Annotated in this window: 10 protein-coding genes, 2 tRNA genes and 1 pseudogene; 8 read left to right on the top strand and 5 right to left on the bottom strand. The window is 66.0% G+C overall.

From position 1 onward, the window contains the following. Positions 1–47: 47 nt before the first annotated feature. Both fsa and VF649_RS13390 read right to left on the bottom strand, forming a co-directional pair. Positions 48–701, bottom strand: coding sequence for a fructose-6-phosphate aldolase (gene fsa / locus VF649_RS13385; RefSeq protein WP_331012454.1), 654 nt, complete (start codon positions 699–701; stop codon positions 48–50). 131 nt (positions 702–832) lie between these two features. Then, a complete protein-coding gene (locus VF649_RS13390) occupies positions 833–3,904 on the bottom strand; it encodes a TonB-dependent receptor (protein ID WP_331012455.1) in 3,072 nt (1,023 codons plus the stop codon). 480 nt (positions 3,905–4,384) lie between these two features. Here VF649_RS13390 and uvrA point away from each other — a divergent pair, with 480 nt between their 5' ends. From uvrA to VF649_RS13405, 3 genes are all read left to right on the top strand, one after another. Next, positions 4,385–7,369 (top strand): excinuclease ABC subunit UvrA, encoded by a 2,985-nt coding sequence (gene uvrA, locus VF649_RS13395; protein WP_331012456.1) that lies wholly within the window; start codon positions 4,385–4,387, stop codon positions 7,367–7,369. A gap of 275 nt (positions 7,370–7,644) precedes the next feature. Then, the gene (locus tag VF649_RS13400; protein WP_331012457.1) at positions 7,645–9,228 is read left to right on the top strand and encodes a hypothetical protein; all 1,584 of its coding nucleotides are present in this window, start codon (positions 7,645–7,647) and stop codon (positions 9,226–9,228) included. After that, a complete protein-coding gene (locus VF649_RS13405) occupies positions 9,225–9,689 on the top strand; it encodes a DUF3597 domain-containing protein (protein WP_331012458.1) in 465 nt (154 codons plus the stop codon). Before VF649_RS13400 ends, VF649_RS13405 begins: the two co-directional genes overlap by 4 nt. 127 nt (positions 9,690–9,816) lie before the next feature. On the opposite strand, the gene VF649_RS13410 is transcribed toward VF649_RS13405, so the two are convergent. Next, positions 9,817–9,954, bottom strand: coding sequence for a hypothetical protein (locus tag VF649_RS13410; RefSeq protein ID WP_331012459.1), 138 nt, complete (start codon positions 9,952–9,954; stop codon positions 9,817–9,819). Between the two features lie 121 nt (positions 9,955–10,075). On the opposite strand from VF649_RS13410, the gene VF649_RS13415 reads away from it, so the two are divergent. From VF649_RS13415 to VF649_RS13430, 4 genes are all read left to right on the top strand, one after another. After that, positions 10,076–11,368, top strand: a complete 1,293-nt coding sequence (locus VF649_RS13415) for a homoserine dehydrogenase (RefSeq protein ID WP_331012460.1) — start codon at positions 10,076–10,078, stop codon at positions 11,366–11,368. 118 nt (positions 11,369–11,486) lie between these two features. Then, the gene (gene glpX / locus VF649_RS13420; protein WP_331012465.1) at positions 11,487–12,455 is read left to right on the top strand and encodes a class II fructose-bisphosphatase; all 969 of its coding nucleotides are present in this window, start codon (positions 11,487–11,489) and stop codon (positions 12,453–12,455) included. After that, positions 12,452–14,230 (top strand): single-stranded-DNA-specific exonuclease RecJ, encoded by a 1,779-nt coding sequence (gene recJ, locus VF649_RS13425; RefSeq protein ID WP_331012461.1) that lies wholly within the window; start codon positions 12,452–12,454, stop codon positions 14,228–14,230. The genes glpX and recJ overlap by 4 nt, the downstream gene beginning before the upstream one ends. A 56-nt stretch (positions 14,231–14,286) precedes the next feature. Beyond that, positions 14,287–14,362: transfer RNA gene (locus VF649_RS13430), tRNA-Glu, on the top strand. A gap of 32 nt (positions 14,363–14,394) precedes the next feature. Here the strand turns inward: VF649_RS13430 and VF649_RS13435 are convergent. Continuing rightward, entirely contained in the window at positions 14,395–15,591 is a 1,197-nt protein-coding gene (locus VF649_RS13435) for an acetyl-CoA C-acyltransferase (RefSeq protein ID WP_331012462.1), read from the bottom strand. Between the two features lie 351 nt (positions 15,592–15,942). Between VF649_RS13435 and VF649_RS13440 the strand changes: the two genes are divergently transcribed. Continuing rightward, positions 15,943–16,019: transfer RNA gene (locus tag VF649_RS13440), tRNA-Arg, on the top strand. 65 nt (positions 16,020–16,084) lie between these two features. On the opposite strand, the pseudogene VF649_RS13445 reads toward VF649_RS13440, so the two are convergent. Further along, positions 16,085–16,215 (bottom strand): annotated as a pseudogene (locus tag VF649_RS13445) (IS5/IS1182 family transposase); the annotation flags it as partial.

Here is a 16,215-nt window from a genome sequence, read left to right on the forward strand (position 1 = left end):
TCACCCGAACCGGCCCGCGCCGGCCGGTCCGCCGCCGGCGCGGCCCCTCAGCCGATCGACTGCCCCGTCTTCGCCCAGTCCTTCAGGAAACCCTCGATGCCCTTGTCGGTCAGCGGGTGGTTGACCAGCATCCTGATCACCGCCGGCGGCGCCGTCATCACGTCCGCGCCGATCTTCGCCGCTTCCAGGATGTGGATCGGATGGCGCACGCTCGCCACCAGGATCTCGGTCCCGAAATCGTAATTGTCATAGATGTGGCGGATGTCGGCGATCAGCGCCATGCCGTCGAACCCGACATCGTCGTGCCGCCCGACGAACGGGGAGATGAACGTCGCCCCCGCCTTGCCTGCCAGCAACGCCTGGTTGGCGGAAAAACACAGCGTGACGTTCACCATCGTGCCGTCATCGGTCAGCTTCTTGCACGTCTTCAGCCCGTCGATCGTCAACGGCACCTTCACCGCGATATTGTCGGCGATCTTCCGCACGATCTCGGCCTCGCGCATCATGCCCGCATGGTCCAGCGCGACCACCTCGGCCGATACCGGTCCCGGCACGATCCTGGCGATCTCCGCCACCACCTCCAGGAAATTGCGGCCCGACTTGGCGATCAGCGACGGATTGGTCGTCACCCCGTCCAGCAGGCCGGTCTCGGCCAGTTCCTGAATGTCCGTGATATCGGCGGTATCGGCAAAGAACTTCATGACGGCCCCGTGGCTGCAAACGATCCCGCCGCTATAGGGCCGCACGCCGGGCCGGAGCAACCGGCGACGGTCGGCGTGCATCCTTCTGGATGCACGCCTCCGTCATCATCGGATTTCCGGGATTTCCGGTCTCAGAACCCCAGCCGGGCGACGAACCGGGCCGATCGCGGCGACTGATAGCCGGTCGGCAGGCGGTAGGTTGCCGAAGCCGTGCCGGAATCATCCGTCCCGTTCTCGTCATAATCGACCTTCGCCTTCTGGTTGAACAGGTTGAACACCGCCACTTCAAAGGACAGGTTGGGGTTGTCGGGCTGCGGCTTGAACGCAAGCGTCAGGTCCGTCGAACTCTGCCAGTTGCTCTTGAACACGCTGCCGCGCGGAACCAGCACGACCGGGCCGCCGCGCACCGTCCGTCCATCGACCAGCGGGCAATAGTTGCCGGCCGCGCCATAAGCGTTTGCGAACAGATCGATGGTGTCCGGAACCAGGCCGATACACCCAAACCGCCGTGGCGACGCCAGCGAGAAATTGCCACCGATCAGCAGCCACGGAACCGGCTGCAACGTGCCATAGACTTTCAGGTTGTGGCGGCGATCGTTCGGAAGATAGCCATAGGCGCCGTTCGTGAATCCGGGTTGATCGAAATCGGTGGTGAGGCCGCTGTCGTCCTGACCGTTGTCGGACTTCACACCGCCTTCGATGTTCCCCTTGTTCTTGGCATAGGTGTAGTTGGCCGTAAGCCCCCACACGCCGTCGAAATCACGGTTGAACGTGGCGGTGATCGCCTTGTAGGTCCGGCGGGCCTTCGGATACCCCAGTTGCTCTGCGGTAAACTCCACCGTGCGCGCCGTCGCTTCTCCGTTGATCGGATCGGACAGCGTGATCTGCGCCGCGGATCCGGGATTCAGCAGCACATATTGATGGAATCCGTCCCAGATCGCGTCGCAGCCCGCAATCCCTTCGCGATCGCAGTAGCTGCGCACCGCCTGGTCGATGGCCGAGTCTTCCAGCGATCGGTTGAGCTTGCGATAGGTGCCATACAGGCCGAAACGCATCCGGCTTCCGATCCGCTGCTCTCCACCGATGATGAACTCGTCGATCGATTGCGGCTTCAGCGTGCGCGATACGGTCGCGGCGGTCGGGGTCGCCTCACCGTCCGACACCAGCTGGCAATTGGCGACGGTGCTGCCGGGGCAGTTCGCGCTGCCGCCGGTGAACAGCAACGGCGCACCCAGGATCGGCGTATTGTCGGCATTCAGCCCGAGCAGCTGGAAATAGCGGGTATAATCGCTTTCGGCGCCTGCCAGTCGGATATTGGTATTGGTCGGCACGGGCTGGTAGATGCGGCCGAACGAACCATAGACCTTGCTGCGGGCTTCGCCGGTCGGATCGAAGGTGAAGCCCAGCCGCGGCCCCCACTGGTCGCCGGACTCGTAGAACACCTCGCCGGCGACGTTCCGGTTGGTAAACCGATCGTTGCGGATGCCCGCCGCGATGTTCAGCCTGTTACTGAACAGCGACCAATTGTCCTCCAGGTAAAATGCCTCATTCTTGGTCTTGAACACACCGCCATTGTTTAAGGACCGACCGGATACGAACTGCGTACCCTCTGGCGCGAAGCGATTGCCCTCGGCAGCAAGGAAATATTGGTACGCGATCCCGCCGGTATAGGTGCTGACGGTGTTGGAGGTCAGGTTTTCGCGATCATATCCACCACGGATATGGTGGCTGCCCAGCAACTGGAAATAGACATCCGCGTCGGCGCGGTAGAATTCGCGATTGTCGCTCGACGCCTCGATCAGGTTGTCGGCATTGCCGATCGACCGCTGTGTACCACTGCGATTGTCCAGGATCAGGGGAAGCGTGCTGGAGGATTGCGAAATATCGCGATCCTTGTTCTTGCCATAGGCGGCGGAGACGGTCAGCCAATCGGTGAAGGTGCCGGTATACCGACCGACATAGTTCCTGCCGCCCAGCTTGTTGGTCAGGCCGCTCTGATACAGCGTCCGGGAATTGGTGGTCGGATCATATTGCAGGTTGACGATATTGTTGGTGTTGCTGGTATCGAAATAGGTGAATTCCAACCGGTGGCCATCGGCGATGATCCCGTCGATCTTGCCACCCCAGAACGGGCTGTCATTGTTCTGATCGACGAAGCGGTTGCCGGTGATGCTGCCGTCCCCGAACTGCACATGACGCGCCTGGTAGAATCCGTAGAAGAACAGCCGGTCCTTGATGATCGGGCCGGACGCATAGAAATAGGCTTCCCGCCGCTCGCGAATGTCGCCGTCATTGTCGGCCGCGAAGGTGTTGGGCGCGTTGCTGCGCAGATAGTCCGGTTCATAGGACAGGACGACACCCGCATGCAGGTCGTTCGATCCCGATTTGGTCGTCGTGCTGACGAACCCGCCCGTCGCCCTACCGAATTCGGCCGGATACCCGCCATTCTTGACGTCGATCGTATCGAAGAATTCGAACGGGACGAGCGAGGAACCCAGTCCCTTCCGGAAATTGGTGATGTTCAGGCCGTTGACGAAGAACTGGTTTTCCGAAACCGACGATCCGGACACCGATGCCAGGAACCCGTTGGCCGCGCTGCCGAACGCCGTATCGCCCTGCGTCGTACCCGGTGAAAGCCGGACGATCGCGGTCAGGTCGCGCGAAACCGGCACGCGCTTGGCCAGGTCGGTGACGTTCACCACCGTGCCCGTCGTCGTTCGTTCGAAATCGATCGTGCGCGTGCGCGTGCCCGTAACGACGATCGCATCGCTGCCCGCCGTAGTGCCGGTCGCCGCGGCGCCACCCGCGGTCGCTTCGCCGGCCGGGGCCAGCGCGAACTGGTTCGACGCCTGATCCTGCGACAGCGTGATGCCGGGCTGGGTGATCTCTCCAAATCCGGTGGCGCGTACCGTCACGGTATAATTGCCCTGCGGCAGCTGCAGGATGCGGTATCCGCCATTGCCGTCGGTCGTGGCCGTGCGTGAAAATCCCTGCGCTTCCGACCGGAACGTCACCAACGCCCCGGCAACCGGTGCACCGGCGTTGGTCACGATCCGGCCCGATGCGGTGACGTTCTGGAAATCCTGCGCCACGGCGGCAGACGGCACCAGCATGATCGCGGCGGCCACGGCGGTCAGCGCCTGCAAGGAACTCGACCGCGCCAACGCCGCGGCCACACCCATGACATGAAGGTTCCTGCTCATTCATCACCCCTTTTCACGCAACACGAACATTCTCGAAGCCGGGATGCTGGCGAGCCGAAAAACAGATGTCAAATAGGTTAACGGCAAATATCAACTTTCAACGACGATGTTGCCGTCATGCAACGTACGGCCTTCCATCTTGCTTGATACTGTTCATCTGTACCAGCTATATAATACACCTACATTCCGTGCCTCTGACTGAACGGTGGCCCCCGCTCAATATTTCATGTTTGAAATATATGGCGCTGGAACTCATCTCTGTCATGCTGGCTGACTACAGGCACCTTTGGAACTTGTATCGCCCGGCCGCACGCTACGGTGGTCCGGTGCAGCATCCCGGTGTTTTGCACGCCGGCCGCGCCCTGCCCGATCAGCCGGCCCTTGCGCCCTTGCCCCCTTGCTCGACCGCCCCATCTTGCGTCAGACCCGGCGCGGCCGATCCGCTTGCATTTCGAGAACAAATCTGGAACAGATGCCCTCATGCTGACCCACATCTCCGTCCGCGGCGCGCGCGAGCACAATCTGAAATCCGTCAATGTCGAAATCCCGCGCGACAAGCTGGTCGTCATCACCGGCCTGTCCGGGTCCGGCAAATCCTCGCTCGCCTTCGACACCATCTATGCGGAGGGGCAGCGCCGCTACGTCGAAAGCCTGTCCGCCTATGCGCGCCAGTTCCTGGAACTGATGCAGAAACCCGACGTCGATCATATCGAGGGGCTGTCCCCCGCCATCTCGATCGAACAGAAGACGACCTCGCGCAATCCGCGCTCGACGGTTGCGACCGTGACCGAGATCTACGATTATATGCGCCTGCTCTGGGCGCGTGTCGGCATTCCCTATTCGCCCGAAACCGGCCTGCCGATCTCCGCGCAGACGATCAGCCAGATGGTCGACCGCGTCGCGGCTTTGCCGGAAGGGACGCGTTTCCTGCTGCTCGCCCCCGTCGTCCGCGGCCGCAAGGGCGAATATCGCAAGGAGATGCAGGAATGGCAGCGCGCCGGCTTCACCCGCGTCCGCATCGACGGCACGATGTACGAGATCGAGGACGCGCCCGCGCTCGACAAGAAATACAAGCATGACATCGAGGTGGTGGTCGACCGCATGGTCGTCGGCGCCGACATCGGCACCCGCCTCGCCCAGAGCCTGGAAACCGCGCTGAAGCTCACCGACGGCTTGGTCTATGTCGACCTGGTCGACAAGGGCGCGACCGCGAACACCGTTCGGTTAGAGCCTGTCGAGAACCCCGACGCAGCCACGAAGGCCGAAGGGGTCTCGACAGGCTCGAACCGAACGGAATCGGACAAAGGCGTTGCCGCAAAGAAAGCCGTTGCGGGCAAGAACATCCCCGACAACCGCATCGTCTTCTCCGAAAAATTCGCCTGCCCGGTCAGCGGCTTCACCATCGCGGAAATCGAACCGCGCCTGTTCTCGTTCAACGCGCCGCAAGGCGCCTGCCCTGCCTGCGACGGCCTGGGGGAAAAGCTCTATTTCGATCCCCAGCTGATCGTCCCCAACGAACATCTCTCGCTGAAGAAGGGCGCGGTCGTGCCCTGGGCGAAATCCAACCCGCCCAGCCCCTATTACATGCAGGTTCTGGCCAGCCTGGCGAAGGCGTTCACCTTCTCGCTCGACACCGCATGGGGCGAACTGACCGAGGAGCAGCGCCAGATCATCCTGCGCGGCACCGGCGGCAAGCCGGTCACGCTGCGTTTCATCGACGGCAAGAAATCCTACGAGGTCAGCAAGGCGTTCGAAGGCGTGCTCGGCAATCTCGAACGCCGCATGCTCAGCACCGACAGCGCGTGGATGCGCGAGGAACTGTCGAAATATCAGTCCGCCGCCCCATGCGAGGTCTGCCTCGGCAGCCGGCTGAAACCGGAGGCGCTCGCGGTCAAGATCGCGGGCGAGGATATCAGCCTGTCCACCCGCCGCGCGGTCGGCCCCGCGCTCGCCTTCTTCCGCACCATGCCCGATCATCTGAGCGACCAGCAGCGCCAGATCGCCACCCCGATCCTGAAGGAGATCGTCGAGCGGCTCGGCTTCCTGGACAATGTCGGGCTCGACTATCTCAATCTCGATCGCACGTCGGGCACGCTCAGCGGCGGCGAAAGCCAGCGGATCCGGCTCGCGTCGCAGATCGGCTCCGGCCTGTCGGGCGTACTCTACGTGCTCGACGAACCCTCGATCGGCCTGCACCAGCGCGACAATGACCGGCTGATCGTCACGCTGAAACGGCTCCGCGATCTCGGCAACACCGTCATCGTCGTCGAACATGACGAGGATGCGATCCGCACCGCCGACTATGTCATCGACATGGGGCCGGGCGCCGGCGTCCATGGCGGCGCGATCGTCGCGGAAGGCACGCTGGACGACATCCTCGCCAATCCGGCCAGCCTGACCGGCGACTATCTCACCGGGCGGCGCAGCGTGCCGCTCCCGGAAAAGCGCCGCAAGGGCAATGGCAAGAAGATCACGGTGAAGGGTGCCACCGCGAACAATCTCAAGGATGTGACCGCGTCGATCCCGCTCGGCACCTTCACCTGCATCACCGGCGTGTCGGGCTCGGGGAAATCGAGCTTCACGATCGACACGCTCTATGCCGCCGCCGCGCGCAACCTGAACGGCGCGCGCATGATCGCGGGCAGCCACGAACGCATCACCGGCTTCGAATATTGCGACAAGGTGATCGACATCGACCAGTCGCCGATCGGCCGCACCCCGCGCTCCAACCCCGCCACCTATACCGGCGCCTTCACCAATATCCGCGACTGGTTCGCCGCGCTCCCGGAATCCCAGGCGCGCGGCTACAAGCCCGGGCGGTTCAGCTTCAACGTGAAGGGCGGCCGGTGCGAGGCGTGCCAGGGTGACGGCGTGCTCAAGATCGAGATGCACTTCCTGCCCGACGTCTACGTCACCTGCGACGTCTGCCATGGCCAGCGCTACAATCGCGAAACGCTGGAGGTGAAGTTTCGGGGCAGGAGCATCGCCGACATCCTCGACATGACGGTGGAGGACGCGGTCGAGTTCTTCAAGGCGGTGCCCCCAATCCGCGACAAGATGGCCATGCTGGCGGAGGTCGGCCTCGGCTATGTCAAGGTCGGGCAACAGGCCACCACCCTGTCCGGCGGCGAGGCGCAGCGCGTCAAGCTCGCCAAGGAACTCGCCCGCCGCGCCACCGGCCAGACGCTCTACATCCTCGACGAACCCACCACCGGCCTCCATTTCGAGGATGTCCGCAAACTGCTCGAAGTGCTCCACGCGCTGGTCGACAACGGCAACAGCGTGGTCGTGATCGAACATAATCTCGAAGTCATCAAGACCGCGGACTGGGTCATCGACATGGGGCCGGAGGGCGGCGACAAGGGCGGCGAGGTCGTCGCGGTCGGCACCCCCGAACAGGTCGCCAGGGAACCGCGCAGCTACACCGGCGGCTATCTGAAACCCCTGCTGAAATCCGCGCGATAGGTCGACCACAGGTAAGGGCCGTCCAACAAGGGCCGCCCATCTTCACCGCAGAAAAATGTAGCTCTCAGACGGTTTGAATCAAGTCGCCCCTTACCCCTCTCCCACCGGGAGAGGGCGGGGCCCGCCCGCGCCAGCGGGTGGGGGGGTGAGGGTGCGGCACCGACGCCCCATCCGCCGTGATCCCCGCCCGAACCCGATCCCCGAAAATCCTGTCCTACATCACCGAAACCGGCCTATCGCCTCGGGTCCGCTTGGCCCATCCGGGAGGACGCCGCATGCCCGACACCGCACCCACTGTCTCGCCACAATCCGCTGTGGCGCGGCCCGCGCCGTCCGGGCACGGGACCTGCGCCGATGGCTGGACCCCGGATCGCCAGGCGCGTTTCCTGGCCGCGATCGCGGAGGGGTTTCTGGTACGCGACGCCTGTCAGCTGGTCGGGCTCACCCCCACTGCGGCCTATGCGTTCCGGCGGCGCGCGGGCGGCGCGGCGTTCGCGCTCGGTTGGGCCGCGGCGAACCTGCACGCGCGGGAAGTGCTGGCCGACACGCTGTTCGCGCGCGCGCTGGAGGGTCAGGTCGACATCATCACCCGCGCGGACGGCAGCGTGGTCGAACGCCATCGCTACGACAATCGCCTGGCGCAGGCGATGCTCGCCCGGCTCGACCGGCTGGCCGATGCCGAACCCGTCGCCCGCCCGGCCGCCGCCGCGCCCGCCACAGCCGACACACCCGCCGCCGATCCGGCGCAGGCGGTGCGCAGCGTCGCGGCGGGGTTCGACGCCTATCTCGATCTGATCGCCACCGATGCCGGCCCCGCCCGCGCGCGGCTGTTCGTCGCCTGCGCGCTGGCGGAGGGGGAGGCCAGCGTCCCTGCGCTCGCCCATGCGGACCGCTGGCTGCGCGCGGGCGATCCGGATGCGACGGCGGATGATACCGCGCCGGATACGATCACCCCCGCAACGCCAGGCGCGGTCCAGGCGACAACTTGTGAAACTTCGCCCACCGCGCCGCCGCCCACCGCGCCGCCACTCGCCCCGCCGCCACCCACGGCGCCATCGCCCGCCGCCGGTCCCGCCCCGCGCAACCATGCCCGGCTCGATCCGGCCGATCGCGCCGCCTGGACCGCGACCGACTGGGCGCGTGCGGAGGCCGCCGGCCTGCTGACCATCATCCCGCCCGCTCCAGCTGCACCACCCGCAAACGCGGCCACGCGCACCCGCCCGCCCGAACTGCCGGGGGAGGAAGTCGCCGAACTGATGCAGAGCTTCGCCGGACGCGCCCGCCTGCTCGAACATGCGCTTGCCGTCTGCGATGCGGCGGGTACCGGCGGCGTCCGCCTGTCGACCGACCCGGACGTCGGCGATGATGACGCCGACGGCGACTCGCACGACGCCCCCGCCCCCCGCGTCTGGCGCCATGATGCCAAGACCTGGCGCACGAACTTCATCGCGCCGCCGGGTTTCACCGGCTGGCAGGAATTCGACCATGGCGACCCGGACTATAACCGCGCGCTGAGCTGGGAGGAGCAGGAGGTCGCCGATCGCTGGGAAGCCGCCAATCCCGCCCGCATCGCCGCCGCCGCCGAACGCGATGCCTGGTTCGCCGCCGGCGGTGCGCCCTGGCACACGTCCGACGCCCGCGACGCCCCCGACGCCCCCGGTGATCCTGCCCCGGCCGAACATGACGCACCTGCCAGGGCACCCGCCGCCGCCGCGCGCCTCGTCCCCGAACCGCCCGTGACACCCGATCCCCTGCCCGCCGCCGCGACCGACGGAGTCAGATTTCCGCCGGCCTGCCGCATCCTTCACGACCCGGGCTCGTTCCCCTTCCCGATCCCACAACAAGGACGAACCGCATGAGCATCTTCGACAAGATCCAGCACGCCATCTTCGGTGACAAGGGCCTGCTCGGCACCGGCATCGGCGCCGCGCATCCCGCGCCGACGCCGGAACCCGCATCCGCCGCGCCGCATGCCCCGGCCGCGCCGCACGCCCCGGCCGGCATCTCGCCCGCCCCCGCCACTCCGGTCCTGCCGGTCACCCCGGCCCCGACCGCGCAGGCGCCGGTCGATGTCGAAGCCATCCTGACCGCCAAGGCCGCCGCCGCCGGACGGCCGAGCAACTGGCGCACATCGATCGTCGATCTGATGACGCTGCTCGGTCTGGACAGCAGCCGCCAGAATCGCACCGAACTGGCCCATGAACTCGGCTATACGGGCAGCACGGAAGACAGCGCGGCGATGAACATCTGGCTCCACCGCCAGGTCATGACCCGCCTCGCCCAAAATGGCGGCCTCGTCCCCGCCGACCTGCGCGACTGACACTCACAAGTCGTAAGGCGGGCCTGCCGAAAACCCTCGGCAGCCTCGCCCCGACCCGCTACCCAAATTCCGTTCGGTTCGAGCCTGTCGAGAACACCCGCCGCAAGCCCGAACCGACCGGAAACCGCTACTCCTTGTCCTTCTCCCGCGCCTTGTTCACGCCCTCGACGGCCTGCTGCCCCGCCGATCCATAATCCGCCTGCCCTTCTTCCAGCATCGCGTCCTTCTCCTGCGGCGGCTGTGGCTTGTCCGTGTCGTCACCCATCATCCGGCTCCTTCTCATGACCAGGCCAGAATAACGACCCTGCCGCCGCGCCCGTTCCGGCTTGCACCGCACCACCAGCGCGGTAGGACGCACATCGCACCAGTTTCCGGGGAATGACGCCATGACCACGCCGCTCAGGATCGCTTTGGCCGGGCTCGGCACCGTTGGCGGCGGCGTGGTCAAGCTGCTCGACACCAACCGCGCGTTGATCGAACGCCGCGCCGGCCGCGCGATCGACATCGTCGCCGTCTCCGCCCGGGATCGTACCCGCAACCGTGGGTTCGATCTCGGGCGGTTCGACTGGGTCGACGATGCCGCCACGCTGTCGGCGCGCGGCGATATCGATGCGGTGGTCGAACTGATCGGCGGATCGGACGGCCCGGCGCTGACGCTGGCCCGCACCACGCTGGCGCAGGGTCGTGCCTTCGTCACCGCGAACAAGGCGATGATCGCGCATCACGGTCTCGAACTTGCGGAGGCCGCGGAAAAATCCGGCGCCGCGCTGAAATACGAAGCCGCGGTGGCCGGCGGGATCCCGGTGATCAAGGGCCTGCGCGAAGGCGCCGCTGCCAATGAAATCGCCCGCGTCTATGGAATCCTCAACGGCACCTGCAATTATATCCTGACCACCATGGAGTCGGAGGGGCGCGATTTTGCCGACGTCCTCGCCGATGCGCAGGCGCTGGGCTATGCGGAATCCGACCCCAGCTTCGACATCGACGGCATCGACGCCGCGCACAAATTGTCGATCCTCGCCAGCCTGTCGTTCGGCACCGCGATCGACTTTCCGGCGGTCACCGTATCCGGCATCCGCCATGTCCTGGCGGCCGACATCGCGGAGGCCGCGGCACTCGGCTACCGCGTCCGGCTGATTGGCCTGGGGGAAGCGGATGGCAAGGGGCTGTTCCAGCGCGTCCATCCCTGCCTGGTGCCGGTCCGTCACCCGCTCGCCCATGTTGCGGGATCGCTGAATGCCGTGGTGGCGGAGGGCAATTTCGTCGGTCGCCTGCTGTTCGAAGGCCGCGGCGCCGGCGAAGGTCCGACCGCGTCGGCGGTGGTCGCCGATCTGATCGACGTCGCCCGCGGCGAAACCGGCCCCGCCTTCGCCATGCCGGTCGCCGCGCTCGCCACCCCCGCCACGGCGCCGACCGGTGATCGCCGCGGCCGTGCCTATCTCCGCTTCACGGTCGCCGACCGGCCCGGCGTGCTGGCGGAAATCACCGCCGCGATGCGCGACGCCGGCGTGTCGATCGAAAGCATGGTGCAACGCGGTGCAACGCCCGACGGTCGCGTGCTGCTGGTGCTGGTGACGCACATTTGCCCCGAACGCGCGGTCAGCGATGCGCTCGACCGGCTCGACGGTTCACCCAGCATCACCGGCCGCCCGATGCTGATGCACATTCTCGACGTATGACGGCCCGCGCGACACCGCTGTCAGGGGCGGTGCGGGCCGGGCTATTGGCCTCGACAACCCACACCCCCGACACTATCGCCGATGCCGTAAGCGACAGGCTTTGAGGATGGCAGATCACATGGTGAAAGCAAGCAACGCCCTCGACCGGGTGCTCGTCCTCGAAATGGTTCGCGTCACCGAAGCGGCGGCGATCGCGGCCTCCACCCTCGTCGGGCGCGGCGATGAAAAGGCCGCCGATGCCGCCGCGGTCGAAGCGATGCGGGCCGCCTTCAACGAACTCGATTTCGACGGCACCGTCGTCATCGGCGAAGGGGAGCGGGACGAAGCCCCGATGCTGTTCATCGGTGAAAAGGTCGGCACCGGCCGCGGACCGAAGATCGACATCGCGCTCGATCCGCTCGAAGGCACCACCATCACGGCCAAGGCCGGCCCGAATGCGCTGGCCGTCCTCGCCATTGCGGAGGAAGGCGGGCTGCTGAACGCGCCCGACGTCTATATGGACAAGCTGGCGATCGGGCCCGGCTATGCCGACGATCTCGTCTCGCTTGATCGCACGCCCAGCGAAAATGTTCGCGCGCTGGCCGCCGCGAAGGGGGTCGAACCCCATGAAATCATTGCCTGCGTGCTCGATCGTCCCCGCCATGAAAAGCTGATCGCCGAACTGCGTGGTCTCGGTTGCGGCATCATGCTGATCCCGGACGGCGATGTCGCCGGCGTGATCGCGGTCACCGATCCGGACACGACCATCGACATCTATCTCGGCTCCGGCGGTGCACCCGAAGGCGTGCTCGCCGCCGCGGCGCTCGCCTGCGTCGGGGGGCAGTTCCAGGGCCGTCTGCTGTTCCGCAACGACGATGAACGCGGCCGCGCGGCGAAATGGGGGGTCGAGGATCTCGACCGCATCTACCATCTGTCCGATCTGGTGCGCGGCGATGCGATCTTCGCGGCGACCGGCGTCACCGACGGCTCGCTGCTTGCGGGCGTGAAGCGCAAGAAGGGCGGCATCATGACCACCGAAAGCGTCGTGATGCGCGCCAGTTCGCGCACCGTCCGCTGGGTGAAGGGGGAGCATCACAAGGCCCCGTGACGTCTGCTGCCTTCCTCGGAATCGAATCGTCCATCCTGGGGCAGGCGTGGCGCTGGCGCGGACGGTCGGGTGCGGTCGGTGTGGCGGATGACCCCGGTTTCCAGCCGGATGATCTCGTCACGCAGTTGCTGATGGCGCGCGGCTGTCCGCGCGACGCGGTGGACGAACACCGCACCCCCACGATCCGCGGGTTCATGCCCGATCCGTCGATCTTCCGCGACATGGACCGCGCCGCCGATCGCCTCGCCGCGGCGGTCTCCGGCGGGGAAACGGTCGCGATCTTCGGCGATTACGACGTGGACGGCGCAACGTCCGCGGCGTTGATGGTACGGCTGCTGCGCGCGCTCGGCCTCGCCCCCACCGTCTACATCCCCGACCGGATCCTCGAAGGCTATGGCCCCAACATTGCGGCGCTGACCCGGCTGTCGAATGACGGTGCGTCGCTGATCGTCACCGTCGATTGCGGCGCGCAATCCTATGAACCGCTCGCCACCGCTCACGCCGCCGGCGTCGACGTCATCGTGGTCGATCATCACAAATGCGCCAGCGCGCTCCCGATCGCGCATGCTCTGGTCAACCCCAACCGCCTCGACGAAGCCGAAGGCGCTGCCTTCGGTCATCTTGCCGCGGTCGGCGTCGCCTTCCTGCTCGGCAGCGCGCTGCTGCGGGTCCTGCGCCGCCGCGGCCATTTCGCCGATCGGCCCGAACCCCGGTTGCTCGACCTGCTCGATCTGGTCGCCCTCGGCACGGTGGCCGACGTCGCGGCGCTCCGCGGTCTCAACCGCGCCTTCGTGACACAAGGGCTGAAGGTCATGGCCGCACGCCGCAACGTCGGCCTGGCCGCTCTGGCCGACGCCGCCCGGCTTTCGCGCACGCCCACCTGCACCGATCTCGGTTTCGCACTCGGTCCGCGCATCAACGCCGGCGGCCGGGTCGGGCGCGCGGATCTCGGCGTGCGCCTGCTCACCACCGATGATCCGGAGGAAGCCCGCACACTCGCCGCCGAACTGGATCGCCTGAACGAAGATCGCCGCACGATCGAAACCACCGTCAACGAAGCCGCCGACGCCGCGCTGCATGCGACGGGCGACCGGGCGGTCGCGGTCGTGTCCGGATCGGATTGGCACCCCGGCGTGATCGGCATTGTCGCCGGCCGCCTGAAGGAAAAGCTCGGCCGCCCCGCCATCGTCATCGCCCTTGATGCGGAGGGTATCGGCAAGGGTTCTGGCCGCTCGATCGCCGGTGTCGATCTCGGCGCCGCCATCCTGGCGGCCAGGGACAGCGGGCTGCTGCTTGCCGGCGGTGGCCACGCCATGGCCGCCGGCCTGACGGTGCGGGCCGACACCATCGCCGCGCTTACGGCCTTCCTCGACGACCGGCTGGCCCGGGACGTCGCGATCGCCCGCCGCGACCGCGCCATCCTGTTCGACGCCGTGGTCGCACCGGGTGGCGTGACGCCCGAATTGGTGGCCTCGCTCGACAGCGGCGGGCCATATGGCATGGGATGGCCGGCGCCACGGATCGCCGCCGGCCCCGTTCGCGTGATCCGCGCCGATATCGTCGGAAATGGTCATGTTCGCGCGATCATGTCGGGCGCGGACGGACGCGCGATCAAGACCATCGCCTTCCGCCATGCCGATACCCCGCTCGGCCAGGCGCTGCTCGCCGCCGGCCCCGACCGCCGCCTCTGGATCGCCGGCCGCGTCCGGATCGACGATTGGGGCAGCCGTCCGAATGCGGAAATGCATCTGGACGATGCCGCCTGGGCCGATTGACGGGATCACGGCTTGACCCCTTGCCCGCTTCCGCCTAATCGGCATCCACGCTGCACGGCCCCATCGTCTAGCGGTCTAGGACGTCGCCCTTTCACGGCGAAAACACGGGTTCGATTCCCGTTGGGGTCACCACCATATTGTCAGGGACAGTGGTGATGGACGCGTCACCTGTTCGTAACGATCAACTCGAACGCCATCGCCGTCGCTTCGCCACCACCGATGCACAGGCTGGCCACGCCACGGCGACCGCCACGCTGTTCCAGTGCAGAAAGCAGCGTCGCGATGATCCGCGCGCCGGACGCGCCGATGGGATGGCCCAGCGCCGTCGCCCCGCCATGGACATTGATCTTGTCGCTGGGGATTTGCAGATCCTTCGCGGCGATCATCGCGACCGCGGCGAATGCCTCGTTGACCTCGAACAGATCGACGTCATCGACGGACCACCCGATCTTCCGGAGCAGGGTCTCGATGGCTTTGACCGGTGCGGTGGTGAACAATGCGGGCGCATTGGCATGACCTGCACTGCCGACGACATGGGCGACCTGCGCCATGCCGAGCCGTTCGGCAACACTCCGCCGTGTCAGGATCAACGCCGCGGCTCCATCGGAGATCGATGCCGAACTGGCCGCGGTGATCGTACCCTCCTTGGCAAAGGCCGGTCGCAATCCGGCAATTTTCTCCGGCTTGGCGCCGCCTGGCTGCTCGTCCGTGTCGACGATTTTCGTGCCGGCACGCGTCGTCACCGACACCGGCACGATTTCTTTGGCGAATGCGCCGCTGGAAATCGCGCCCCGCGCCCTTTCCAGTGATCGCAGGGCGTAGGCGTCCTGCATCTCGCGGGTGAATTGATAGACATCGGCGGTGTCCTGCGCAAACGCGCCCATCGCCTTGCCGGGCGTATAGGCATCCTCCAGCCCGTCCATCATCATCGTATCGACGATGCGATCATGGCCGATGCGGGCGCCCGACCGGTGCTTCGGCAACGCATAGGGTGCGTTGGTCATGCTCTCCATCCCGCCCGCGACCACAATCTCGACCGCGCCTGCCTGCAGGGCCTCACAGGCCATGATCGCAGCCTGCATTCCCGAACCACACATCTTGTTCACGGTCGTCGCCTGCACGGATTCCGGCAGCCCCGCGCCCAGCGCCGCCTGCCGGGCCGGCGCCTGCCCAAGTCCCGCGGACAACACGCATCCCATATAGATGCGGTCAATCAGGTCCGCCGGAGCCCGTGCCCGCTCAACCGCGGCGCGAACGGCGGTCGCTCCCAGCTCGGTTGCCTTGACCGGCGCAAAAACGCCCTGAAATCCTCCCATGGCGGTGCGGGCGTAGCTCGCAATGACGATAGGATCCTGCTGCATGATGTTCCTCGCAACGCATGTCATGGCCTGAACCGAAATGGCAAATCCCTTTGGCAAAGCGATGAGGGGCGGCATTGCACCGACCGTCCCATTTCTAAGCGCAGGACCTGTGGGTTAGCGGATGACTCCCAAATAGGAAATCCGGCTTTCGTCACAGCGCTTGCACGATCGCGGCGCGAACCGCGAAGCGCGGGCAGAAAAATCTTTCGTCACACCTCAAATCGAAAGCGATGCGGGCCGCTGGAAACGCTTATGCCGGTCAAGCCCCAAACGGAAACTCGCCACGAAACCTCTTATTAGTTCCGAAAAATGGCTGTAAAACTGGGTCTGATTGTGCGACCAGCCTCGCAAGCGCCCGTAGCTCAGTTGGATAGAGCACTAGCCTTCTAAGCTTGTGGTCACAGGTTCGAATCCTGTCGGGCGCGCCATTTCTCTGTTCAGCTTTGAGCACTGCGGCACCCGGCGTCTGGGACGCCATGATAGCTAGAGGTTGTTATGAACCTGCGGCGATAGCAACGGCCTGTTTCATCATGAGGCAGGCGAAGGCGACGACGTGAAGTCCCGCGAGTGTTTCGGCATAGCGCTCGTAGTCTTTGACGAGGCGGCGGAAGCGGGTTGCCCATG

The sequence above is a fragment of the Sphingomonas sp. genome, assembly GCF_036387535.1.
Lineage (GTDB): Bacteria > Pseudomonadota > Alphaproteobacteria > Sphingomonadales > Sphingomonadaceae > Sphingomonas_R.

Coding starts and splice junctions, on each gene's coding strand:
- fsa (WP_331012454.1), bottom strand. CDS start 701: ATGAAGTTCTTTGCCGATACCGCCGATATCACGGACATTCAGGAACTG.
- VF649_RS13390 (WP_331012455.1), bottom strand. CDS start 3,904: ATGAGCAGGAACCTTCATGTCATGGGTGTGGCCGCGGCGTTGGCGCGG.
- uvrA (WP_331012456.1), top strand. CDS start 4,385: ATGCTGACCCACATCTCCGTCCGCGGCGCGCGCGAGCACAATCTGAAA.
- VF649_RS13400 (WP_331012457.1), top strand. CDS start 7,645: ATGCCCGACACCGCACCCACTGTCTCGCCACAATCCGCTGTGGCGCGG.
- VF649_RS13405 (WP_331012458.1), top strand. CDS start 9,225: ATGAGCATCTTCGACAAGATCCAGCACGCCATCTTCGGTGACAAGGGC.
- VF649_RS13410 (WP_331012459.1), bottom strand. CDS start 9,954: ATGGGTGACGACACGGACAAGCCACAGCCGCCGCAGGAGAAGGACGCG.
- VF649_RS13415 (WP_331012460.1), top strand. CDS start 10,076: ATGACCACGCCGCTCAGGATCGCTTTGGCCGGGCTCGGCACCGTTGGC.
- glpX (WP_331012465.1), top strand. CDS start 11,487: ATGGTGAAAGCAAGCAACGCCCTCGACCGGGTGCTCGTCCTCGAAATG.
- VF649_RS13435 (WP_331012462.1), bottom strand. CDS start 15,591: ATGCAGCAGGATCCTATCGTCATTGCGAGCTACGCCCGCACCGCCATG.